This window comes from Bacillus swezeyi (assembly GCF_030908325.1).
GTDB classification, from domain to species: Bacteria; Bacillota; Bacilli; order Bacillales; family Bacillaceae; genus Bacillus; species Bacillus swezeyi.
Window position 1 is genome coordinate 2,903,453 of the sequence record NZ_CP133085.1, and the last position, 22,487, is coordinate 2,925,939.

The following is a 22,487-nucleotide window of genomic DNA, read 5'->3' on the forward strand; positions in this document are numbered from 1 at the left end:
CTGTTCTTCAAACCATTTTTAACATAACGGAAGCTTTTCATACTTTATTATTGGGCTGTTTCTTTTTTTATTTTGTCCCGAAGCGTTTGATACATATCTTCATCTGGTTTTTCTTTTAAAGCTTTTTCAACGGATTGCTCCGCTTTTGTCAATTCGCCTTTTCTTGCATAGAGTACAGCCAGTTTATAGAGGGAGACATGGTCTGAAGGGTCTTTTTTCACAATCACTTCCAGCCGCTTTTCAGCCTCTTCATATTGGCCGAGCTGAATTTCTGAAGAAGCGAGCAGCCTCAATGCGTCGCTTGAAACATCCGGCTGTTCAGCGACATCCTGCAACACCTCTTTTACTTTCTGATACTCTCCTTCTTTATACCATTTCCCTGCCTGATACAGCATGGAACTTTCCTGCATTGGCGCTGAATGTATTCCCCAATATAGGGCGCCTCCGCCTACGGCCAGCACTAAGGTCCAGCCTGCCAGCCGCTGGACAGGCTTTCTTTTTCCCGGGAGTCCGACCGCAAGCGCCGTCAAAAGCCCGCCGATCAATCCGCCGATATGGCCCGCATTATCAATATTTGAAACGGTGAAGCCCAGCCCGAGGTTCAGGATGATAATCACCATAATATTCGTTCCGATCGTTTTTAAGAAAGCTTTCCGATTCGAAAAAGCGAGATATAAAAGGGCGCCCAAGCAGCCGAAGATGGCTCCTGACGCTCCTGCTGAAGGGTATGGACTAAACAAAAAGCTGCCGATCGAACCGAAGATGCCGGCTGATATGTAAATCACAAGAAAACGAAACGAACCGTAAACTCTTTCCGCAGCGGCGCCTACCGACAATAATGCGAATGTGTTAAACATGAGATGGACAAGGCCGATGTGAAGGACGATCGGCGTCAGAAGCCTCCACCATTCACCCGCTAAAAGCAGGCTGTTTTCCTTGGCCCCAAAACGAATCAGCGTATCGGTATTTTGGCTCCCTCCTGATATTTCCAAGAGGAGAAACATGATCACTTGAAGTGCGGCGAAAAACCAAGTAAGAATCGGTTTTCCTCTATCAAACATCGCCGCTTCCCGCCGCCTTTCTTCCTCTCTCTTCTCAGCGGCCGCTAAAACCTCAGCTTTGATCTGCTCCACTTCTTCATATGAAGCATCCCGGATGAGGCCTGTTAAATCATCGGGGTTCAAGTTTAATGCCAGGGCGATTTTTCGGCAGCCCTCTTCAGCTGATGCCTGATCAATAAAAATCGGCACAATGCTGACTCGCTTATCTGCAACCGGATGGCTGACAACATCCTCCCATTCATCAACCGGCGCCTGCATTGATAAATACACATTCAATATAGAAAGCTTTCGTCTGCCCGAAGCCGCTCTCAGCCGTTCTGCCCTTTCAGAAAGAGACTCAAGATCACGAACGAGCTCCTGCCTGAAATCGACATCCTTTCGGTATATGCGGATCAAATCATACGGGGCGTTCCCCCTCGCATCAAGCCACGCTTCCCCGTACGAAGCAGGCGCCTGGACAAGCTCAAAATCCCGTTTCAAAAGGTTCCCGATTAAATTCCAGTACGTATAATCAAATGAATACATCGCGACGCTCCACAATTGTTTTTGTCCATTATAACAGGAAACACGTCTGATTGCTTGGCATGAACGCCTTCGGTATTTTAAAAAAATCCCGCTTGAACCGGGATTTAAAAAGCCTGCTGGATAAATTTATTTCGAATAAACGGAATCCTCATCATCCAATGAATGAAATAGTGGCGGATTCTGTTCTGACCAAGAATGAAATTGATGACACGATAGCGGTTTTGAAAAAACACGAGAGCGGCGAGTGCGCCTAATACAATAAAAGTAACTTTTCTCATATGATCCCTCCTATAACCGTATCGTATCTCATTTTTTAATATTTATTCAGGAGAAGCCCCGCAGATGAAGGTTGTTTCTTCAGTGAAAATTTGTTTGACCGGTATGTCATGCACTTCATAGGGAACCTGTCCGATGATTTGGCAATGAAAAGCGAGGGATGCCGTCTCTTTCGTAAAATCGGCCAAATATCTGTCATAATATCCGCCTCCATAGCCGATTCGATACCCCCTTCGATCAAAGCATATGCCTGGAACAAGCATGAAATCGATGTCTTCGGACGCGATCAGCTCGGTTTTATGAGCGATCGGTTCCTGCAAACCAAAGTAAACGACTTCCAGTTCGCTCTCATCTTTGAACCGGCGAAAGTGCATGTCCTTTGTCTCAGGCAAACATTTTGGAATGCAGACCGTCTTTCCTTCCCGCCAGGCCCGTTCAATAATCGGCATTGTCGGCACTTCAGGCTTTTTCGATATGGTAAGAGCGATGACAGAGGCTTCATTCCACTGTTTTGATTGAAAAAAAGACTGATGAATCGCTTGCGTTTTTTGCCGAAATTCTTGGTCAGTCAGCTTCGCAAGCGCTTTTTTGACATCGTTCCTTAAAACGCGCTTCACTTTTCTCCCCCCTTATAAAATTGAAAAAACAGCAGGAAAATCCCTGCTGCTTACTTTGTTTCACGGTGTAAAGTTGATTTTTTGTCACGTGGGCAATACTTTTTGAATTCAACGCGATCTGGGTTATTACGCTTGTTCTTTTTAGAAATATAGTTACGCTCGCCGCATTCAGTGCAAGCTAAAGTAATATTTACGCGCATTTATTTTTCCCTCCAAACTATATATCATTTGCTGTTCAGACTTATCTATAATACCACTTATGACGCCGGAATGCCAGGCGTTTTTTTTAGTTTGCCTGCTGTTTGCTAAAAAGACGGTGTATATACGCGTTCCAAAAACAATTTTCTTATCTTCTCAGGGTTATGAAGCTGCCAAATGAACGCCTGTCCCGTCTGTTTGACTTTCCTCCTGATCGCTTCGCTGCGAAGAAGGTCGTCCAGCGTCCGGGCGGCTTGGCACGGATTCTCAAAATCGACCCGAAAGCCGGTGACACGGTCAATGACGAAATCATTCCACCCCCCATTTTTTCCCGCGGCGACGGGAACGCCTGCCGTCATGCTCTCCTGAACGGCAATGCCGAATGGTTCATATGCACTTGGGAAAGCAGCCATTTCACTGTAAGCGAGCCAGCTTTCCCTTTCTTGGTCACAGATGAAAGGAAGAATCGTGACACGCCTCTCGATTCCCAACGTTTTTGCCTCTTTCTCATATTCGCTTTTGAGGGGGCCTTCTCCGGCAATGACAAGTTCAAGATCAGGCTGCAGCATGGCGAGTTCTTTAAAAGTGCGGAGCAGTCGGAAAAATCCTTTTTCCGGAACAAATCGGCCGTAAGAAAAAAGATAAGGGACGGCTTTCAGCTGTTTTTTTGCCGTTTTTGTCTTTCGGCACGGATTTGGAATGATTTGAACGTTTTCCGCGGCATGTGAAGATTTCTCTTTTATCGCCTGCTTCATCATGCTGCTCAAAACAATCACTCGCCGGCTTTCTTTCAAAATCAAACGTTCAAGCAGCATCCTGTATGGATGCGCTTTTTCGCCAGCCGCTTTTTTTCGGTCGCTTTCAAGGCCATGTATCGTCGAAATAAGCGGAAGCTGCAAGGCATGTTTAAGGTAGAAGGCAGCAGGAGCCGTGACATCATCGTTTGCATGAATCAGATCAAAACGCCCTGCAAATTCGAGCACTTTTTTGATCATCTGAAAATTCATCTCTGCCAAAGCATCTTCAAAAGAAGCGCAAGCCCCGAACTTAAGCGGTATCTCAATCGTTTTCCATGCCCCGTCGCTATTTTCGAAACAGCTTTCCTCTGGACGCAGCGTGCAGACCGTAAACATGATATCATCCTTCAATAATTCAAGCTGGTTTTTCAAATAACGGCCTGCCCCGCTTTTCAGCGAGCACGGATTTTCAAGCGACAGCACCAAAATGTTCACGAAGATGCAGGCCCCTTTCCTTCTTTTAGAGAATAGCATGTATATGCGGAAAATTGATCAGTCCAGTCATGCCGTTTATCTTGGATGAAAAAACGCTCATTGGATTTGACTCTGTTTTTCTTAAGATAAAAACGGTCAGAGGCGAGAGCCGTCAGCGAAATGTTCAGCGAATTATAAATCCGGTATTCCGCTTTGTAAAAAGCGTCCCCTAAGGCTGGAGAAACCGTTACTTCTCCTTTAAACGCCCCGGTATGTATGGTTCGCACTTTTGTTTGCCCGTCTTTTATACACATGAGCCAAATTTGTTTTTCTACATCTTTTATATCTTCAAACAGAACAGCTTCGGCAGCTGCAAGCGAAGCCTCTGTCAATTCCCATGTCAGTGTCAATTCTTCACGTTCTTCCGAAAATATTTTTAAAATATCGTTAGAAAACAATACATCATTTCGAATACTATTCTGAAAAGGTTTTTTCCCGTATTTCCTTTTCACCGCCATGCCCTCCCTGGAAACCCTTTATTTCCTATCCTATTTGAAACGTCTTCTGGGACGCAATGAAAATTAATTTTTTCGACAAAATTTTTATTTTTTTCATTAACTCCTTTTGAAGCAAGCGTTTTTATGGTATAAAAAAGAAGGAGAAAATAAGAATTGAAGGTGATGAACGTGGAAGTTGCTATCATTGCGCTGATTGTTGTCAGTATTGCGCTGATCGCATTCTCATATTTTCAAAGAGAACCGATTAAAGAAGTTGAACAAGAGCTGGAAACACTTCAGCTGTCGGCCATGCAGGAAATCTATAAGCTGAAAAAGAAAATGAAGGTGCTTGAAGAAGAGCTTATCGATTCAAATGTTGTCGTCCGCAGACCAAACGTAGGAATCAGCCAGCATATCGCAAAACAGATTCTTTCAAAGTATCAAAACGGCATGTCGGTGGATGCCATCGCGAAAGCGGAGCATGTCTCTGTTGAAGATGTAAAAGCGATCATTAAAGACAACGAGAGGGTGCTTGTATGACGAGACAAAGTGTACAGGCCTTTGCCGGAGGAATGGTTTTAGCTACGGCAGTTCTTGCCGGAGCATTTTACCTGACCGACAACGGAAAAGCCGAGGCTTCAAAAGACAGTCAAAAGATCAGTGAAGCAGACGTCAAAACGTATTTGAAGGCCAACCAGCAAGTTTCGCTTAAGCGCGAAGAATATCAAGAGCTTCTGAATTATAAAGAGACCGCACTCAAGCAGGATGATGCGAAGCAAAAAGAAGAAGACAAAGAAAAAGATAAAGAAAACACCAAAAAAGATTCCAAATATAAGCTTGAAATTAAGAGCGGCATGAGCACTGCAGAGGTTGCTGACATCCTTGCAAAAGAAAAGGTGATCTCTTCTGCTGACGACTTCAAAGATTATGTGAAAAAAACCGGAAACGAATCCAAGATCCGCGCAGGTAAATATGATTTAAAACGCGGAGACAGTTTAAAAAACATTGTCAAAACGCTGTCCAAATAAAAAAACAGGCTGTTCAAGTTCAGCCTGTTTTTTTCACCTCTCATTTCCACACACCAAGAAGCAGGCCGCCGATCAGATCGACAGCCTGTTTTTTCAGCCAAAACGGCCGGTTATATAATCTTTTGTCCGATAGTCATCAGGACTTGAAAACATCTTGATCGTATCATTGCACTCAATGAGCTCTCCCATGAGGAAAAAAGCGGTTTGATCAGAGATACGGGAGGCCTGCTGCATGTTATGAGTTACAATGGCAATCGTATACTTTTCTTTCAGCTTCAGCATAAGCTCTTCAATTTTCAAAGTGGAGACGGGATCAAGAGCAGATGTCGGCTCATCCATCAGCAATACATCCGGATTTGTCGCCAGCGCTCTTGCAATGCAGAGGCGCTGCTGCTGCCCTCCGGAAAGTCCGAGCGCCTGGGCATGGAGACGGTCTTTCACTTCATCCCACAGCGCCACATCAACCAGCGCTTTTTCCACCCTTTCATTCAGTTCTTTTTTATTTTTCAGCCCGTGAATTCTCGGTCCGTATGCGACATTATCAAAAATGGACTGAGGGAATGGATTTCCTTTTTGAAAAACCATGCCGACTTTTTTTCTTAATTCTACAAGATCGACTTTGCTGTTCAGCACATTGCTGCCGTTATAGCTGATTTGGCCGGTCATTTTGACATTCGGCACCATATTGATCATCAGATTCAACGTCTTAATGAAAGTTGACTTTCCGCAGCCGGACGGTCCGATAATCGCCGTAATTTCATATTCAGGAATTGTCAGGTTAATGTTTTTTAATGCGTGATGTTCTCCGTACCATAAATTCAAATCGCTGATCCGGTACACGTCTTTTGGCTTTGCTGCCGTTAGAGCGCTCATATGCCGTCCTCCTTATCCAAATCTGCCGTTGATATAATCCTCCGTCTTTTTTTCTGAAGGGTTCATAAAGATTTTTTCCGTTCTGTCATATTCAATCAAATCTCCGTTTAGGAAAAATGCAGTCTGATCTGAAATCCTTGAAGCCTGCTGCATATTATGCGTGACAATAATGATGGAATATTCCTTTTTTAAAGCGACGATTAATTCCTCTATTTTCGAGTTTGAGATCGGATCAAGCGCAGAAGCAGGCTCATCCAGCAGGAGCACTTCAGGTTTCATGGCAAGCGTCCTTGCGATGCAGAGGCGCTGCTGCTGACCGCCTGACAGTGAAAGAGCTGACTGATGAAGGCGGTCTTTCACTTCATCCCACAGCGCGGCTTTCGTCAGGCTTTCTTCCACGATATCATCCAGAACTGATTTCTTTCGTTCCCCGGCATACTTTAAAGCATGGGTAATGTTGTGGTAAATCGATTTTGGAAAAGGATTTGGCTTCTGAAAAACCATACCGATTTCTCTCCGCAGATTGACAACGTTAATATTGGAATCAAGAATATTCAGTCCTTCATACAATATTGCCCCCGTCGTTTTGGCGGATGGAATCAGATCATTCATCCGGTTGATGCTTCTCAAAAAAGTCGATTTTCCGCAGCCTGAGGGGCCGATCAGCGCCGTTACAGCCTGTTTGTCAATATTGAAAGAAATGTTGTTGACAGCCCGCTTTTCTCCATAATGAATATTTAAATTCTGCACTTCTAAAATGTGCTCTTTCGCTTCAGGAAACGGGGCAATTCCGATATTCTCACGCACGATTTCCAAAGTCGGAATTTGGACCTGAACCATAAAATTTCACCCTTCCTTCTCATTTATCTTCCCGTTAATTTTTTGTGAATAAAGGAGCCGAACCATCTTGCAGCCAGATTAAAGAGCAAGACGGATAAAACGAGCACTGCTGATGCACCGTTTGCAATCGCCTCTGCATCGGGAATAATGCCTTGTGTATTAACATTCCAAATATGAACGGCAAGCGTTTCTGCCGGTCTGAAAATATTAAGCGGAGATGTTTCCGAAAATGGGTTCCAATCGCCAAAATTCAACCTCGGCGTTGTCAGGCCGGCTGTAAACAGCAATGCAGCAGCCTCGCCAAATACACGCCCTGACGCGAGAATTGCACCTGTGATGATCGACGGAACGGCACCCGGGATCAAAACGGTTTTGATCGTATGCCACTTGGATACGCCCAAAGCAAGAGAAGCTTCTTTTTGTTCCTTTGGTACGGAGCGGATTGCATCCTCAGTCACCCGCACCATCACTGGAAGGTTAAAGACTGTCAATGCCAGGGCTCCGCCGATAATGCTGTATCCCCAGCCGGTGAGATTGACGAACATCAGCATGCCGAACATCCCCATAACAATCGAAGGAAGGGATGATAAAACTTCAATACAGATGCGGATAAAATCCGTCAGTTTATTGGTGGGCGCATATTCAGCCATATAGATGCCGCCGCCGACCCCAAGCGGAACGGTAATCAGCATTGTCAGCACTAAAATATAAAATGAGTTGAACAGCTGATCACGAATCCCTCCCCCGCTTGAAAGCGCGCTGGAGCGCGATGTGAGAAAGTCGAGGCTGATGTGTGAAACACCGCTTGTGATAATATAAGCAAACAAGCCGACAAGAATGGCCGTAATGACCGCGGCAATCAATCCAAATACACCTGTTGCGATACGATCGGTTACTTTGCTGTTCATTACAGTTTCCTCCTGGATGACAGATAACGGATCAGCAGAATGAACAAGAACGACATGAGCAACAGTACAAGTCCCATTGACCAAAGCGTATTGTTTTCCACACTTCCGTAAGTTGTATGACCCATGTTTAACGTGATAATCGTTGTCAATGTCCCTGCAGGATCCAACAAGCTCTCAAAAAGGTTCCGTGAGTTTCCGATGACCATCTGAACGGCTAAAGCCTCGCCAAATGCCCTTGCCATTCCCAGCACGACCGCTGTAAGAAGCGATGGCAGAGCTGCCGGAATCAGAACCTTTCTAATCGTCTGCCATCTAGTCGCCCCCAATGCATATGATCCTTCCCGCAGGTTTTTCGGAAGAGACATCAGCGCATCCGTTGAAATAGAGGTGACCGTCGGCAAAATCATGACAGCGAGGACGATTGTTCCTGCCAGCAGGCTGTGCCCTGACCCGCTTGTTTTAAACTGTGAAATAAACGGCACTAATACTGTAAGGCCTATGAATCCATAAACGACGGAAGGAATGCCAACAAGCAATTCCACAACCGGCTGCAGTACTTTTCTTCCCCATGAAGGTGCGATTTCCGTCATGAAAATCGCGCCCCCGATTCCCAGCGGTGCAGCAATCAAAGATGCAAGAAGGGTCACTGCAAAAGATCCGAGTATAAACGGAAGCGCCCCGTATTGAGGGTTTTGATTCGTTGGATTCCAATCTAAACTGGTTAAGAACTCAATTGGGCTTACACCATTGGCCAGAAAAGATTGCAACCCCTTATTTCCAAGGAAGATGGTGATTGAAATCGCAGCTGCCATCATAATAAAAGCACATGAAGCAACAAGCATTCTCCCCCGGAATTCATCCATTTTACGATTTTGTTTGGAGCTGATCAGCCGCTCTTTCGCGGACAGTTTCTCTATTTTTTGAGCCATTTTTTACACTCCTATAAAAACAAGTGATAATAGGGAAAGTGTCAGGAGCACACTTTCCCTGCTTCAATTTTCATTATTTATCGGTTTGCTTTCCATCTGCGTCACGTTTTACTTCCATATCTGTCGCTGGAATGTAGCCCTGATCCGTAACGATGGATTTTTGAACTTCGTCACTCATCAGATAATTCAAAAATGTTTTGGCCAAACCTTCAGGCTCACCTTTTGTATAAGAATGCTGATAAGCCCAAATCGGAAATTTGCCTTTTTGTACATTTTCAGCAGTTGGTTTCACGCCGTCAATAGACAGGGCAGTGACAGAGTCATCTGTGATATATGAAAAAGCAAGATATCCAATGGCTCCCGGCGTTTCAGAAATTAATTTTTTCACCGTGTTGGAAGAATCCTCAGTGATTCCTTCAGCAGGTGTTTCTCCGTCAAGGGCATATTTTACAAAGGTCGCGCGGGTTCCTGAAGAATCCGGACGATTGACAAGAGTGATTTGTTGATCTTTCCCGCCAAGCTCTTTCCAGTTTTTGATTTTCCCTGTGAAAACCTTTTTAAGATCATCTTGTGAAATATCATCGATGCCCACTTCAGGGTTGATGGCTGCCGCCATTCCGACAACGGCTACTTGATGATCAGTCAGCTCTTTTGCAGGAATGCCTTCTTTTTCTTCAGCAAAGACATCGGAGTTTCCGATTTGAACGGTTCCTTCAGCCACTTGAGAAAGGCCTGTTCCAGAACCTCCAGCCTGCACTTGAATATCGGCATCTGGATTCTCATCCATAAATTTTTCAGCCGCGGCTAAGACAAGCGGCTGCATCGCTGAAGATCCGGAAATCGTTAACGATCCTGAAGCCTTATCCTCTGTTTTATCGTTTTGTTTGCCTTCATCTGCGCTGCCGTTTGTACTACCGCTCCCACAAGCTGCTGCGAAGACAACTAAAACGGACATGATGAACATCAGTGTGATTTTTTTAAATGGTTTCACTTCTTAATCCTCCCGCGTAAATGTGTAATTTGTCCTACGTGTATAGCGTAACTTTTCAGTGTTAATCTTGTTTAAATGAATTATTAAGGTTTTGTAAAATAAGCTTGATTTTTGTATAAATGGCCGCACGAAAGAAAGTAAAAGAGAGCAAAAAAACACCCGCATGCATGATGCGGGTGTTTTTCGAAAAAAGGCACTTAAGACCTATTCATTTGCTTCTTCTTCTATCTTGTCTTTATTTTTTTCGATTGTATTATTTTTGGCTTGTTTAGATTTCAGTTCAAAATACTTATCCAGCACTTTTCTGCCGATATCGTTCGTAATTGTATATCTCTTGCTGTAATCATTATAAGCCCATGGAACAACTACGGAAATCGCAACCTCGGGGTTGTCGTAAGGCGCATAGGCAACAAGTGTTGTATTGTATGTGGACTCTCCGGTTTTCGATTTGTCAGGTCCATCATAGAAAGACTGAGCCGTTCCCGTTTTACCGGCAGGTTTATATGTTGCAGAAGCAAATTGCCCAGCTGCCGTACCATTTGTCATGACTCGTTTGAATCCTTTTTGGACGGTTTCAATTTCTTCCTTGCTCATATCCACTCTGTTTAACACTTCAGGCTGCACCGACTCAGTGACGGCTCCAATGCCTTTTTTCGAATCAGGCTCTCTGATTTCCTTAACGATCCGGGGCTTCATCCGGTAGCCGTCGTTGGCAATCGTTGAGACATACTGCGCCAGTTGCAACGGTGTATACGTATCATACTGACCGATGGCATAGTCGAGGAGGAAACCAGGCAACCTTTGAGAGCCTTTGTATCCTGTTGCTTCATTCGGAAGGTCGATACCCGTTTTAACGCCCAGGCCGAATTGATTGAAATAATATCTGAATGTATCGAACGCTTCCGTGTTCAGATCAAGCGGCTGATGCGGCTTATACTGCCCCTTGCCGACAGCTATCGCTGTTTTAAACATAAACACGTTTGAAGACTGCTCAAGGGCTTTCTGGATGCCCAGAGTTCCCAAGTTGCTTGACCATGATTTTTTCGGTTTACCTTTTCCAATATAAAGCGGTTCATCAAGAAAAGACGTATTTAAATTAATCGCTCCCGTTTGCAGACCCGTTAAAACGGTCGCTCCTTTGACAGCCGAACCCATTGCATATGAGGATGTCATCGTGCCAAGGGCATAGTCGTCCAGCTTTAATTTGCCGCCTTCGTTTTTAAGCTGCTTGCCGGCAATCGATAATACTTCGCCATTTCTAGGATCCATCATGACAACGAATGCGCGGTCGAGAAAAGGCGCGCTGTGCTGAGTTTTTGCCTTTTTCAGCTCATCCCCGATAATTTTTTCAATCTCTTTTTGCATCTCGACATCGATCGTTAACACCAAGTCTTTTCCGCTTTTTCCTTCCGAAACGACTTCTGTGTCGACGACATTGCCTAATTGATCGGTAATATTTTTCACTTTCTCTTTTTGGCCCTGCAGCACATCTTCATATTCAGCTTCAAGGTAGCTTTTTCCGACCCGGTCATTCCGGTTATAGCCGAGCGACAAATAATGATCAAGCAGGTTTTTCGGCAGCCCCTCACTCGAGTCGGAAATGCTGCCGATCATCGTTCTGAGCAGCCCATTGTAAGGATAATCGCGCTTCCAATCGGAAGTCACGTCCACACCCGGAAGCTCGTCAAGATGTTCGCTGACAACGGCCATTTCTTTTGCGGTTACACCTTTATTTTTAATATATTGCGGTGTCAGCGCATAACCGGAATCCATCTCACGTTTGATCGCCAGTATTTCCAAATCCTCGTCGGTTAATTCGTTCAGCACGTCTTCCGTAATTCTGTCAAGCTGAAGCTGATATAAATCATCTTCGGAGATTTTTCCGTCCTTAACTTTCTGGCGGTCCTGAGCGGTGATCAGTTTTGCAGCTTTTTTCGGCCTTGTTAAAATCCAGTAGTCCTTTTTATCCCGCTCCGTAATTTTATCAGAATCAACATCGATCATATCCGCCAGTTTTTTGGCCACTTTCAGCTTTTCCTTCTGTGAGGTTGACGATGTTCTTGTATATGTAATAGCATTAAGCGGTTTATTTTTTACGATGGTATTTAAGTTCCTGTCATATATTTTCCCTCTTGGGACGGTCGCAGAGACTTCTACTTCATCCTGTTTTTGGACTTCGTTTGTATAGTCTTCGCCAAACACGATCTGCACCATTCCAAGGCGCACGATCACAGCTGTAAATATTAGAAACGCCATGAAAAACAATATATTCAGCCTGATTGGCAGCGACTTTCGTTTTTCAGTTTTCTGTTTCTTTTTCATCATATGCATCACCTTCTTTAAATAAAGAAAAGACACCTTATGAAAAGGTGCCAACTATATTGTAAAGTTTTTTTCGGCATTTTTCTACTATTTTCACTTGGATTTAAAAATGAATTATCTTTTTCCTTCTAAAAAGTTAGGCTCCGCTGTTTGTTTATGCGGATCCTTTCCGACCGTTTCCCGGGCCGGCTCTGTCAAGCGAATATCTTTAATGAAATAATAAATCAGCGTATGGCCGGCACCAAGCAGCACTAAAGAGGCCGGAATGCCTAAATCCTCTTTTAATAACGAAACAAGCAGCAAAAAAACTAAAATGGAAATAATCCGCCCGATGTTTAAAAAAACCTCTCTTACGACAATATATTCAATTCTTGCCTTTCTCGCATACCTCGCTTTTCCTATGACATCATACGTCAGCGATGAGTAAGGAACAAGCAGAATCGGATAGCCGATCGCAATGGCCACAGCGTAAAGCAGCAGTGTCACATAAGTCATATGAAACAAAATCAGGAAAAGGGCTCCAAATAAGACGAGACCGCCCATTAGAATGGCTTTTTTTCGCCCTCCTTTTTTAATGAACCTTGTCGCAAAATAGTAGGCAAAAAAAGATACAGCCGAATTCACCAGTCCGAATTTTCCCAAGGCAAGCTCGCTTTTTGTCGTGATAAAGACAAAGACATTGATTAAAAAAACAAAAATCCCTTCTCGCAGCCCCTGGAAAAAGTGGGCATTGGTAATGCTGCGCCAGTTGGCATCCGAATTTCGCTCCGCCCAGATTTTTTTCAAAATATACCTGCCGCGCGATTCCCTTCTGCCTAAAAAGAAACTAGTGACGACGGCCACCGTAAACAAAGCCAGAGAAAGGCTGAAGATCACCGTATATCCGGTATTATCGGCAAGTCTCGAAATGACATAACCAGCGACGATCGGGCCGATCATGCCGGCGCCTGAGTTTAAAACGCCGAGAAAACCATTAAAAAAATCCCTTGTATCCGGTTCAGTGATTTCAAATGTCAGCACATTAAATGCAAGCCAATAAAACCCGTAGCCGATTCCGAGCACACCGCCAAGCAGGATCAGCCGTGATCCGGCATTTTCTCCCGCCAAAAGGACGGTTAGATAAAAGACGGCTAAAAAAGATACGCCGAACCTCAGAATAAAGACTCTGTCGATTTTCTTCGCCAAGCGACCGGCGAGCATAAAAGTCAGCGGCTGCATGACAACAATTGACAGATTGTAAATGGCCAAGTCAAAAAACTTTCCCGACTGCTTCCAGAGGTACACATTTACAAACGTATTTGAAAGCGCAATGCTCAGCGAATAAAGGCCGCCGACAGTAAGCAAAAGCAGCAGATCTCTGTTTACTTCAACATCGCCTATAATGTTTTTGATTCTGCTCATAACTGACTCCCCTTTACTGATACACATTAGTCTGTCTCATCAAAAGTCAGTTATGTACTTGAGAACAAAAGAATCGAAAAACAAAAAAGGCCCGCTTTTCGCGGACCTTTCAGCGTGTTGACAAACCTTCGCATTCGTTGTCAGGCCTGTGCGTCGGTGCTCACGAATTCCAACATTCGCTCTGCTCCGATGCTCGCCCTTCCTAGACTGCAAAGGTTTTCAATCACTCTGAGCTGAAAGGATGACAAAATCCTAAAACTTTAAACCGTTTTAGGATTTTGTCAACAATATGAAAGGCCCGCTTTTCGCGGACCTTTTTGCAGCCTATATTATTTTGCTTCGCTGTAAAGACGTGCTACTTCATCCCAATTCACGACATTCCAGAATGCTTTAATGTAGTCTGGACGGCGGTTTTGGTAATTTAGGTAATAAGCATGCTCCCATACATCAAGGCCTAAAATAGGCGTCTTGCCTTCTGAAAGCGGAGAATCCTGGTTTGGTGTGCTTGTGATTTCAAGCTCTCCATTGTTGACAACAAGCCATGCCCAGCCGGAGCCAAAGCGTCCTGCCGCAGCAGCAGCGAAGTCTTCTTTGAATTGATCAAAGCTGCCGAACTTTTTATCGATCGCTTCAGCCAATTCGCCGGAAGGAGCGCCGCCTCCGTTTGGTGAAAGAAGCGTCCAGAAAAGTGAATGGTTGGCGTGTCCGCCGCCATTGTTGCGGACCGCTGTGCGGATGCTTTCCGGAACAGCATCAAGGTTTGCTACAAGCTCTTCAACAGATTTGCTTTCGAGATCTTGTTTGCCTGCCACTGCATCGTTTAATTTTGTTACATATGTGTTATGGTGCTTCGTATGGTGAATGTTCATCGTTTCTTTGTCGATGTGCGGTTCTAACGCGTCGTAAGCATAAGGTAGTTCTGGAAGTTTGTAAGCCATTATCAATTCCTCCTTAAAGTTGTATGTATTGAAATGCCGCCATTTAGCAAGCCTTTCCTATTTCAATTTATCAAAAGAAAGGGCTTGTTTCAATGATAATGCTCACAAAATGATCACAAATCATTTCAGCGGACATACTAAACTTTAACCTTTCCCTCTTTATTTTAAACATCATTCGGCATTATTTTAAAACCGCAAATAAAAAGTAGCCGATCATGATCAGCTGAATCACGCCTTTTGCAAACACGCCCGAGATGAAGCCGATCAGTGAACCGACTCCTATTTTGGCCGCGGTTTTGATGTCTTTTCGATGGACGATCATCTCCCCTGCCAATGCTCCGATGAACGGGCCGAGAATAATGCCAGCCACAGGGATCACAAACGGCCCGATGAGAAGCCCGATCGTGCTGCCCCATATCGCTGCCCTGCTGCCGCCGAAACGTTTAATCCCGAGAAGGTTTGTGATGTAGTCGGCCGCAAACAAAACAGCGGTAAAAACCCCTTCGATAATCCAAAATATGTATGAGTAATGCCCGAATGTAAATAAAAATCCATACAATATAAATCCGGCAACGATAAAAACGACACTCGGAATGATTGGATAGACGAGGCCGACAAAAGCAATTCCAAACATTGCCGCAATGATGAGCCAGTATAAAATGTCCATTCCAGATCACCTCCAATCATGATGATGGTTTTTATTATACCTTATTTTTTTCAGGAACACTCTTTCCGGCATAAGTTCCTTGTGTTCATTCTTTCCTGACGATACAATAATGCAGATACACTATATAAATAGGAAGTGAAAACCGAATGAATTTATTCCAGCAGTTTTACAAAAGTACATATTCGACTCCTGCGATTGCTAAAACGCGATTTCAGGGAATAGGAAAAACCATTTTATATGTGTTTTTACTGAGCGTCATTGCCGCTCTTCCAAACCTTTACCACATGAGCAGCGGTGTCGTGAAGACAATGAACAGCTTTCAATCTGCTGTTAAAGAAATTCCCGATTTCTCCATTAAAGACAGCTCACTGCACACAGATGCACAGAAAGCGACTGAATCACAGTCATTCGGATTTGTTATTGTCTTTGATCCGACCGACTCTTATGGAACAAAACAGATTAAAGACAAGCAGAATTCCGTCGGTATTCTGAAAGATAAGTTCGTCATCGCCATAGACGGACAAGTCCAGGAAATGCCGTATACGATGCTGCCCGAGGAAATGACAAAACAGGACATCCTGACGCTCGTCGAACAAAATAAATCCGTGATTGTCCCGGTATTGTGCATCCTGTTGTTCTTGGCAACCGCAGCGGGCAAATTTATCGATGTCACAGTGCTTGCCGTGATCGGATTATTGGTTCGAAACGGACTGAAGAAAAAGCTTGCTTATAAGCAGCTTTGGGTCATGTCGGCATATTCCATCACACTGGCGACTGTCTTTTTTGCGATTATGGACAGTCTGCAAGCGGTAGTTCCGAGTGAATTTTTATTAAATTGGGCTGTCAATTTCATCATGCTGTTTCTTGCCATTAAAGAAACACCGTCACAAAAAACGGCAGGATAAACGATGCCCTAATTGGTTGGTGCTTCATTTTGTTGTCATGTTAAAAAGAGGACAAGCGTAAAATAGTAAAAAATGAATGAAATGGGGACAAGTTTAATGAAGCGTATTATCGTGTTCCTTTCCATTTTGCTAACCTTGTTCATTGTTTACTATGACTTGAAATCAGGCACCATCCCGCCAAATGCTCTGCCTGTATCGACTATGGCAGCGGAAGCTCCCGCAGACAGCCTCCAATATAAGACTGTCACCGTCAAACCCGGCCAGACAGTCTTTTCAATCATCGGACAAAAACATATTCCCGCAGACCAAATCGCCGAAGACTTTGAAGCACTTAATCCGAAAGTAAAGGCGGGCAGCATTCAGGCCGGGGCTACCTACAAGTTCCCCGTTTATCCGGATTGAACGTTAATTTCTTGTCAGTTTAATGAACGGGCTGTTACAATAAGACTTGTAAACGATTTGGTATAAGAAAAGGAGCAGCCGGCTCCAGAATTATACTTAAGGAGCGAATTCAAGTGAGTGAAATCACACATCGTACAAAAACGCGCCCTGTTAAAGTGGGGCCGTTAACAATAGGCGGCAATAATGAAGTCGTCATTCAAAGCATGACAACAACCAAAACGCATGATGTCGAGGCAACGGTCGCTGAGATCAACAGGCTTGCTGAAGCCGGGTGCCAAATCGTCCGGGTTGCCTGTCCGGATGAACGGGCGGCCGACGCCATTCCTGAAATTAAAAAACGGATATCCATTCCGCTTGTCGTGGATATACATTTCAACTATAAACTCGCCTTGAAAGCGATCGAAGGCGGAGCCGATAAAATCCGCATTAACCCGGGGAATATCGGCCGCCGTGAAAAAGTCGAGGCTGTCGTCAATGCCGCGAAGGAAAAAGGCATTCCAATCCGCATCGGTGTCAACGCAGGCTCTCTTGAAAAGCGGATTCTTGAGAAATATGGTTATCCGACAGCGGACGGCATGGTAGAAAGTGCCCTCCATCACATCAAAATTCTTGAGGATCTGGATTTTCATGATATCATCGTCAGCATGAAGGCTTCAGATGTCAACCTGGCCATTGAGGCTTATGAAAAAGCGGCAAAAGCATTTGATTATCCGCTTCATTTAGGGATCACAGAATCCGGGACATTGTTTGCCGGAACGGTTAAAAGCGCCGCCGGTCTTGGCGCAATACTCTCCAAAGGCATTGGCAACACCCTTCGCATTTCTTTAAGTGCAGACCCGGTTGAAGAAGTGAAAGTGGCAAGAGAATTGCTGAAATCCTTCGGTCTTGCATCCAATGCGGCGACATTGATATCCTGCCCGACCTGCGGGCGGATCGAAATCGATTTGATCAGCATCGCAAATGAAGTCGAAGAATATATCGCAAAAGTTAAGGCACCGATCAAAGTCGCGGTACTCGGCTGTGCTGTAAACGGTCCGGGTGAAGCCCGTGAAGCGGATATCGGCATCGCAGGCGCCCGCGGCGAAGGTCTTCTTTTCCGCAAAGGGGAAATCGTAAGAAAAGTACCTGAGGAAACAATGGTAGAAGAGCTGAAGAAAGAAATCGACAAGCTTGCCGAAGAACACTATGCCAAACAGGAAGCTGAAAAACAAAAATTAAACACATGACATACAAAAAGCTTGACGGAAATCCGTCAAGCTTTTCTGTTAGAAAAATGGTGCTATAAATATGCCAAGCACGAGAGAAACTGCACCGATACCCATCGCCCAGGCTCCTAAGCCAGCTGCTCCTTGTCTTCTGGCTATATAACCGACAATGATCCCTGCAATTCCCAACAGTACAGGAAGCATAAACAAAGAAATAATCGAAAGCGCTAAGGCGATATATCCGGTTACACGTCCGCCAGCTACATTGGCATCATCATTGCCCGCTTCACCATTGCGGCCATTTTCCGCGCGATACGGCTGCGGCGCAACTTCTGCTGCTGTTTCTTCTAAAAATTCATCATTATCTAAAGTCGCATCGACTAAATCAGCATCATAACCGTTGCGGCCACGATCTTGAACTTTTCGTTCTTTTTCCATTCGTTATCCCCCCTCTTTAGTCCATAAAGGAGCATTTATAGTTTAAACATTCCGGAGCTAATTCATGTTTGCTAAACTTTACTGTAATTGTTAAAAGTTTATGATACACTGAAGGAATGGATGATAAGGAGTGTGGACATGTTACATTTAGGAATTGATATTGATGGAACGATCACAGCCCAGGATACTTTTGTTCCCTACTTAAACGAGTCATTCAGCCTTTCCATCACATTGGAAGATATAAAAGACTATGACTTGACAAAAATTTTGAACATTTCCGATGGAGATTTTTGGGAATGGATGAATGAGAACGAACCGCGCATCTATCAGGAAGCATTGCTTGCAGAATACGCCAAACAGACGCTTGATGAGCTGAAAAATCAGCACAAACTGATATATATTACAGCGAGAAGACGCCACCTTGAAAATATTACATTTAACTGGTTTCACAAAAAAGACGTTCATTACGACCATATTGAACACGTCGGCGGCCATGATAAACTGGAAGCCGTGTTTAAACATAAAATTGATGTTTTCTTTGAAGATCACCATGGAAATGCTACAATGATCGCTAAAGAAGCCAATATCCCCGTCCTGCTGTTCAATACGCCTTACAATCAGCTGCCGATCGATTCAAATATTATCAGAGTCAACAGCTGGCATGAAGCAGCAGACTGGCTCAGGAAAAACGAGAAGTCCATTGAAACCGCAAAAAGCATGTAAGCGCCTTACATGCTTTTTTGCAATAAAAAAACCGGTGCGATGAATCACCATCCATCGCACCGGATAAGTTCTACGCTTCCATCCTGTTCGCTTCACAACCGGGGCATGTGCCGTAGATTTCAAATTTATGTCCGCTGATATGATAGCCGTCAAGGTCATCGGTCAGCTTTTCCATCGGGCACAATTCAATTTCTTTCGTTTTGCCGCAAACCATGCAGATAAAGTGATGGTGGTGATGAACAGAAGAGCATTTAAAACGAAACTGCTTTTCACCTGAAAGCTCTGTCGTTTCCAAAATGCCAAGCTCCTCAAACAGAGACAGATTTCGGTATATGGTATCAAAACTCAAACCCGGATAATCGTCATTTAAAGCGGAAAGTACATTTTTCGCCGTTAAATATTTATCAGAATCACTAAAAAGCTGAAGCATATCCTCCCGCTTGCTTGTGTATTTATAACCTTTTTCCTTCAGTAAATCAAGCGCTTCCTGTACGTTCACGGCGAACCCTCCTTTTGATTTTATTATAGCTGATGCATAACACCAGTATCAAAATAGACAGCAGCACGATCGTTCCGCCCGGCGCAAGATCCAAATGATAAGCGAGCACGAGTCCGATAATGACGGACAGCTCCCCGAACAAAACGGAAAAGAAAATCGCCTGCTTAAATCCTTTTGCAATCCGCATGCTTGCCGCTACAGGGAGCGTCATCAGCGCAGAAACGAGCAATGTGCCAACGATTCTCATGGAAGCAGCAATCACAAGCGCCACGATCAAAATAAAAATAAAATGAATCCATTTGGCGGAAATTCCTGATGCTTTGGCATGCTCTTCATCAAACGAAAGCAAAAACAGCTCTTTAAAAAGGGAGAAAATCACGATCAGAACTGCGGCGGAAATTCCGATGATCACAAGCAGGTCTTCCCTTGACACCGCACTCACACTGCCGAACAGGTAGCTGAAGAGATCTGTATTAAATCCTTCCGCAAGCGAAATAAAAATAACGGAAACACCGATGCCTCCCGACATAATGATTGGAATCGCCAGCTCCTGATAATGCTTATAAACCGTCCTGAGCCTTTCAATAATTAAAGACCCAGCAACCGAAAACATCATTCCGAAATAGATCGGGCTGACTCCTGCCAGCATCGTAAACTGCTTCCCTAAATATAGGCTCGCAGCAATTCCGGCTAAAGAAACGTGGCTGAGCGCATCAGCGATCAGCGAGAGGCGCCTGACAACGATAAAGACGCCGAGCAGCGGTGCGATAAGACCGATTAATATTCCTGAAATAAATGCGTTTTGCAAAAATTCATAATGAAAAAAAGGTGTCAGCATTATTCGTGTCCTCCATGATGATGGTGGTTGTGGCTGATGGCCTGGACATCATGCCCGTAAAACTGCGAGAGGTCTTGATCTGTCATCGACTCAAACTCGTCTGTATTGCCATGAAAATGAAGATGTTTATTCATACAGGCAACATGTGTGACTTTATCGGAAACTGTACCGACATCATGGGTGACAAGAATCAACGTAATCCCTTTTTCCCGATTCAATTTTTCCAAGAGCTGATAAAAGCCTTCAACCGTTTTTTGATCGACTCCGACCGTCGGTTCGTCAAGAATAAGCAGCTTTGGTTCGCTTACGAGCGCTCTTGCGATAAATGTTCTCTGCTGCTGCCCTCCGGATAGCTCGCCGATGTTTCTGTCTTTCAGCGGAGTGATCCCGACAGCCTCAATCGCCTCTGCCACTTTTTGCTTATCAGCTTTTGACATTCGTCTAAACAAGCCGAGTTTTGCGGTTAAACCGCTTGCCACCACCTCATGCACTGATGCCGGGAACCCGGTGTTAAAGCTGTTTGCCTTTTGGGAAACAAAACCGATCTTGCTCCAGTCCTTGAATTTTTTAAGAGGGACACCGAATAATTTAAGCTCCCCTTTTTGCGGTTTTATCAGACCGAGTATGCACTTCAACAAAGTTGTTTTTCCCGATCCGTTCGGACCGACCAAACCGAGAAAAGCCCCTTCATCAACCGTTAAATTAATATCCTCTATCACATTGCGATGATCATAGGAATATGATATATGTCTCATTTCGATAATGGGTTGTTTCACTTCGTTCACCTTCAAATTCTCCAGAATCATTACGATTTATCACACAAAAAGAAAATGGCAGCCGAATTCCAGCAAGCCATTTTCACCGATTGACCAGTTCAATTATACATATAATCTTTAAAAAAGTAAATAAAAGCCTAATGGATGGCCGTTTTAAACCTGCCTCCCCGCGTTTCATGCGTGTCCATAATCGTAATAAAAGCGTTTTTATCAATATCGAATACGATTGATTTAAGCTTTGTCACTTCAAGCCTTGTGACAACGGCGTAAATCACTTCTGTGTCCTCATCTGAATAGCCGCCTTTTCCTCGGAGCTTTGTTGTCCCCCGGCCAAGACGATGCAAAAGGGCATCAGAGATTTCCTCATATTGGTCAGATACAATGATGACTGCTTTGGTCTCATCAAGCCCCTGGATAACGGCATCGATCGTCTTCATGGCAATGTAGTACGTCATGACTGAAAACATCGCCTGTTCCAGGCCAAATACAAAGCTGGCCCAGGCAAAAATAAAGACATTGACCATCATCACAAATTCGCCGACTGAAAAAGGCAGTTTTTTTGTGAGCAAGATCCCGAGAATCTCCGTTCCATCCATAGAACCGCCATTACGAATGACAAGCCCTACGCCAAATCCGAGCAATAAACCGCCGAAAACGGCTGCCAAAACGGGCTGAGTCGTAACCCCTTCTACATGATGCAACAACGTTTCAATAATTGACAAACTAACGATTCCAATCAGCGTGGAGATTAAAAACGTTTTTCCGATATGCTTGTATCCGGAAATCATGAATGGAATGTTGAGGACCACGACGAGCAGGGCAAAATTGATATAAGGAGTGTCTTTAAAAATATAGTCTAAAATTAAAGAAATCCCGATGATGCCCCCGTCGATAATGTTATTAGGAACTAAAAATAATTCAATGCTTGCGGCTGCACAGGCAGCACCGATCAGAATCATGATGATCCGAAACAACAAACGGACCGCTGATTCTTTTTTATGCTGTTTTTTTGTTGCCATGCTGTCTCTCCTTTTTATCCGAACTGGCCAACTGCTCCTATTCATCATCATATCATTTAACAGGGAGAAATAAAAAAATGACACATTTTTAATTTTCCGCCATACATTAGTTCAGAGGGGAGGAATGGGACGTGATTTTATTTCAAAAAATCGTACTGCAGCGCTTAAATCAGGTGACGGCTGATGAGGTGCTGAAGTACGCTAAACAATACGAAATTCATGTGACAAAACAGCAGGCGCTCGAGGTGGAAAAGCTCGTCAACGGAAAAAACATTAATATTTTTAATGAAGAAGAGCGAAATAAACTGCTTAGGCAGGTTGAGGCGGTCACCTCAAAAGAAGCCGTCCAGCTGCTGAATCAGCTGTTCGCACAATACTTATCATAAAAAGGGGCTAAAAT

General features: G+C 44.2%; 27 protein-coding genes and 1 pseudogene. 7 read left to right on the plus strand and 21 right to left on the minus strand.

What is annotated here, in order from left to right:
- Nucleotides 1-47 precede the first annotated feature (47 nt).
- The 6 genes from RBH91_RS14305 to RBH91_RS14330 form a co-directional block, all read right to left on the minus strand.
- Complete coding sequence (locus RBH91_RS14305; RefSeq protein WP_307892001.1) at nt 48-1,586, minus strand: rhomboid family intramembrane serine protease; 1,539 nt, start codon at nt 1,584-1,586, stop codon at nt 48-50.
- A 104-nt stretch (nt 1,587-1,690) separates the two neighbouring features.
- On the minus strand, nt 1,691-1,864 hold the full coding sequence (locus tag RBH91_RS14310; protein WP_094777333.1) for a hypothetical protein: 174 nt from the start codon (nt 1,862-1,864) through the stop codon (nt 1,691-1,693).
- Nucleotides 1,865-1,906: 42 nt separating this feature from the next.
- Nucleotides 1,907-2,479 (minus strand): 5-formyltetrahydrofolate cyclo-ligase, encoded by a 573-nt coding sequence (locus RBH91_RS14315; protein ID WP_307892002.1) that lies wholly within the window; start codon nt 2,477-2,479, stop codon nt 1,907-1,909.
- A gap of 50 nt (nt 2,480-2,529) precedes the next feature.
- Nucleotides 2,530-2,679, minus strand: coding sequence for a 50S ribosomal protein L33 (gene rpmG / locus RBH91_RS14320; protein WP_003153056.1), 150 nt, complete (start codon nt 2,677-2,679; stop codon nt 2,530-2,532).
- A gap of 105 nt (nt 2,680-2,784) precedes the next feature.
- On the minus strand, nt 2,785-3,909 hold the full coding sequence (locus RBH91_RS14325; protein WP_307892003.1) for a glycosyltransferase family 4 protein: 1,125 nt from the start codon (nt 3,907-3,909) through the stop codon (nt 2,785-2,787).
- Nucleotides 3,906-4,400: a hypothetical protein gene (locus RBH91_RS14330; protein WP_307892004.1), complete on the minus strand. Its 495-nt coding sequence runs from the start codon at nt 4,398-4,400 to the stop codon at nt 3,906-3,908. Before RBH91_RS14330 ends, RBH91_RS14325 begins: the two co-directional genes overlap by 4 nt.
- Nucleotides 4,401-4,574: 174 nt before the next feature.
- Here RBH91_RS14330 and RBH91_RS14335 point away from each other — a divergent pair, with 174 nt between their 5' ends.
- Both RBH91_RS14335 and RBH91_RS14340 read left to right on the plus strand, forming a co-directional pair.
- Nucleotides 4,575-4,925: a hypothetical protein gene (locus RBH91_RS14335; protein ID WP_076761962.1), complete on the plus strand. Its 351-nt coding sequence runs from the start codon at nt 4,575-4,577 to the stop codon at nt 4,923-4,925.
- Nucleotides 4,922-5,413, plus strand: coding sequence for an endolytic transglycosylase MltG (locus RBH91_RS14340; RefSeq protein ID WP_307892005.1), 492 nt, complete (start codon nt 4,922-4,924; stop codon nt 5,411-5,413). The genes RBH91_RS14335 and RBH91_RS14340 overlap by 4 nt, the downstream gene beginning before the upstream one ends.
- Before the next feature lie 93 nt (nt 5,414-5,506).
- Here RBH91_RS14340 and pstB (RBH91_RS14345) read toward each other — a convergent pair whose 3' ends face one another.
- From pstB (RBH91_RS14345) to RBH91_RS14385, 9 genes are all read right to left on the minus strand, one after another.
- Nucleotides 5,507-6,286 carry a phosphate ABC transporter ATP-binding protein PstB gene (pstB, locus tag RBH91_RS14345; RefSeq protein WP_307892006.1) on the minus strand — a complete coding sequence of 260 codons (780 nt, stop codon included), beginning with the start codon at nt 6,284-6,286 and terminating at the stop codon, nt 5,507-5,509.
- A gap of 12 nt (nt 6,287-6,298) precedes the next feature.
- Nucleotides 6,299-7,126, minus strand: coding sequence for a phosphate ABC transporter ATP-binding protein PstB (gene pstB / locus RBH91_RS14350; RefSeq protein WP_076761872.1), 828 nt, complete (start codon nt 7,124-7,126; stop codon nt 6,299-6,301).
- Nucleotides 7,127-7,149: 23 nt separating this feature from the next.
- Nucleotides 7,150-8,034: a phosphate ABC transporter permease PstA gene (gene pstA / locus RBH91_RS14355; RefSeq protein ID WP_307892007.1), complete on the minus strand. Its 885-nt coding sequence runs from the start codon at nt 8,032-8,034 to the stop codon at nt 7,150-7,152.
- The gene (gene pstC / locus RBH91_RS14360; RefSeq protein ID WP_307892008.1) at nt 8,034-8,963 is read right to left on the minus strand and encodes a phosphate ABC transporter permease subunit PstC; all 930 of its coding nucleotides are present in this window, start codon (nt 8,961-8,963) and stop codon (nt 8,034-8,036) included. Before pstC ends, pstA begins: the two co-directional genes overlap by 1 nt.
- A 73-nt stretch (nt 8,964-9,036) precedes the next feature.
- Nucleotides 9,037-9,954, minus strand: coding sequence for a phosphate ABC transporter substrate-binding protein (locus tag RBH91_RS14365; protein WP_307892009.1), 918 nt, complete (start codon nt 9,952-9,954; stop codon nt 9,037-9,039).
- A gap of 204 nt (nt 9,955-10,158) precedes the next feature.
- Nucleotides 10,159-12,279 carry a peptidoglycan D,D-transpeptidase FtsI family protein gene (locus tag RBH91_RS14370; protein WP_307892010.1) on the minus strand — a complete coding sequence of 707 codons (2,121 nt, stop codon included), beginning with the start codon at nt 12,277-12,279 and terminating at the stop codon, nt 10,159-10,161.
- 111 nt (nt 12,280-12,390) lie between these two features.
- Complete coding sequence (locus tag RBH91_RS14375; protein ID WP_076761877.1) at nt 12,391-13,677, minus strand: MFS transporter; 1,287 nt, start codon at nt 13,675-13,677, stop codon at nt 12,391-12,393.
- A gap of 329 nt (nt 13,678-14,006) precedes the next feature.
- Nucleotides 14,007-14,615, minus strand: a complete 609-nt coding sequence (gene sodA / locus RBH91_RS14380) for a superoxide dismutase SodA (RefSeq protein ID WP_307892011.1) — start codon at nt 14,613-14,615, stop codon at nt 14,007-14,009.
- A 181-nt stretch (nt 14,616-14,796) separates the two neighbouring features.
- Nucleotides 14,797-15,282, minus strand: coding sequence for a DUF456 domain-containing protein (locus RBH91_RS14385; protein WP_076761879.1), 486 nt, complete (start codon nt 15,280-15,282; stop codon nt 14,797-14,799).
- 146 nt (nt 15,283-15,428) lie between these two features.
- On the opposite strand from RBH91_RS14385, the gene RBH91_RS14390 reads away from it, so the two are divergent.
- The 3 genes from RBH91_RS14390 (at nt 15,429) to ispG (ending at nt 17,815) form a co-directional block, all read left to right on the plus strand.
- A complete protein-coding gene (locus tag RBH91_RS14390; protein ID WP_307892012.1) occupies nt 15,429-16,187 on the plus strand; it encodes a DUF1189 domain-containing protein in 759 nt (252 codons plus the stop codon).
- Between the two features lie 96 nt (nt 16,188-16,283).
- Nucleotides 16,284-16,589 (plus strand): LysM peptidoglycan-binding domain-containing protein, encoded by a 306-nt coding sequence (locus tag RBH91_RS14395; RefSeq protein WP_076761881.1) that lies wholly within the window; start codon nt 16,284-16,286, stop codon nt 16,587-16,589.
- 107 nt (nt 16,590-16,696) lie between these two features.
- Nucleotides 16,697-17,815 (plus strand): flavodoxin-dependent (E)-4-hydroxy-3-methylbut-2-enyl-diphosphate synthase, encoded by a 1,119-nt coding sequence (ispG, locus tag RBH91_RS14400; RefSeq protein ID WP_094777335.1) that lies wholly within the window; start codon nt 16,697-16,699, stop codon nt 17,813-17,815.
- Between the two features lie 39 nt (nt 17,816-17,854).
- On the opposite strand, the gene RBH91_RS14405 is transcribed toward ispG, so the two are convergent.
- Complete coding sequence (locus tag RBH91_RS14405; RefSeq protein ID WP_076761883.1) at nt 17,855-18,232, minus strand: MFS transporter; 378 nt, start codon at nt 18,230-18,232, stop codon at nt 17,855-17,857.
- 138 nt (nt 18,233-18,370) lie between these two features.
- Here RBH91_RS14405 and RBH91_RS14410 point away from each other — a divergent pair, with 138 nt between their 5' ends.
- Entirely contained in the window at nt 18,371-18,955 is a 585-nt protein-coding gene (locus RBH91_RS14410; RefSeq protein WP_307892013.1) for a hypothetical protein, read from the plus strand.
- A 70-nt stretch (nt 18,956-19,025) separates the two neighbouring features.
- On the opposite strand, the gene RBH91_RS14415 is transcribed toward RBH91_RS14410, so the two are convergent.
- From RBH91_RS14415 to RBH91_RS14430, 5 genes and pseudogenes are all read right to left on the minus strand, one after another.
- Nucleotides 19,026-19,454, minus strand: coding sequence for a zinc uptake transcriptional repressor Zur (locus RBH91_RS14415; protein ID WP_076761885.1), 429 nt, complete (start codon nt 19,452-19,454; stop codon nt 19,026-19,028).
- Nucleotides 19,432-20,292 (minus strand): metal ABC transporter permease, encoded by an 861-nt coding sequence (locus RBH91_RS14420; RefSeq protein WP_076761886.1) that lies wholly within the window; start codon nt 20,290-20,292, stop codon nt 19,432-19,434. The genes RBH91_RS14415 and RBH91_RS14420 overlap by 23 nt, the downstream gene beginning before the upstream one ends.
- Nucleotides 20,292-20,615 carry an AAA family ATPase gene (locus RBH91_RS22720; RefSeq protein WP_404802516.1) on the minus strand — a complete coding sequence of 108 codons (324 nt, stop codon included), beginning with the start codon at nt 20,613-20,615 and terminating at the stop codon, nt 20,292-20,294. Before RBH91_RS22720 ends, RBH91_RS14420 begins: the two co-directional genes overlap by 1 nt.
- A gap of 6 nt (nt 20,616-20,621) precedes the next feature.
- Nucleotides 20,622-21,047: pseudogene (locus RBH91_RS22725) on the minus strand (metal ABC transporter ATP-binding protein); the annotation flags it as partial.
- Between the two features lie 158 nt (nt 21,048-21,205).
- Complete coding sequence (locus tag RBH91_RS14430; RefSeq protein WP_307892014.1) at nt 21,206-22,087, minus strand: YitT family protein; 882 nt, start codon at nt 22,085-22,087, stop codon at nt 21,206-21,208.
- A 131-nt stretch (nt 22,088-22,218) separates the two neighbouring features.
- Here RBH91_RS14430 and RBH91_RS14435 point away from each other — a divergent pair, with 131 nt between their 5' ends.
- Nucleotides 22,219-22,473 carry a DUF2624 domain-containing protein gene (locus tag RBH91_RS14435; RefSeq protein ID WP_076761889.1) on the plus strand — a complete coding sequence of 85 codons (255 nt, stop codon included), beginning with the start codon at nt 22,219-22,221 and terminating at the stop codon, nt 22,471-22,473.
- Nucleotides 22,474-22,487 lie beyond the last annotated feature (14 nt).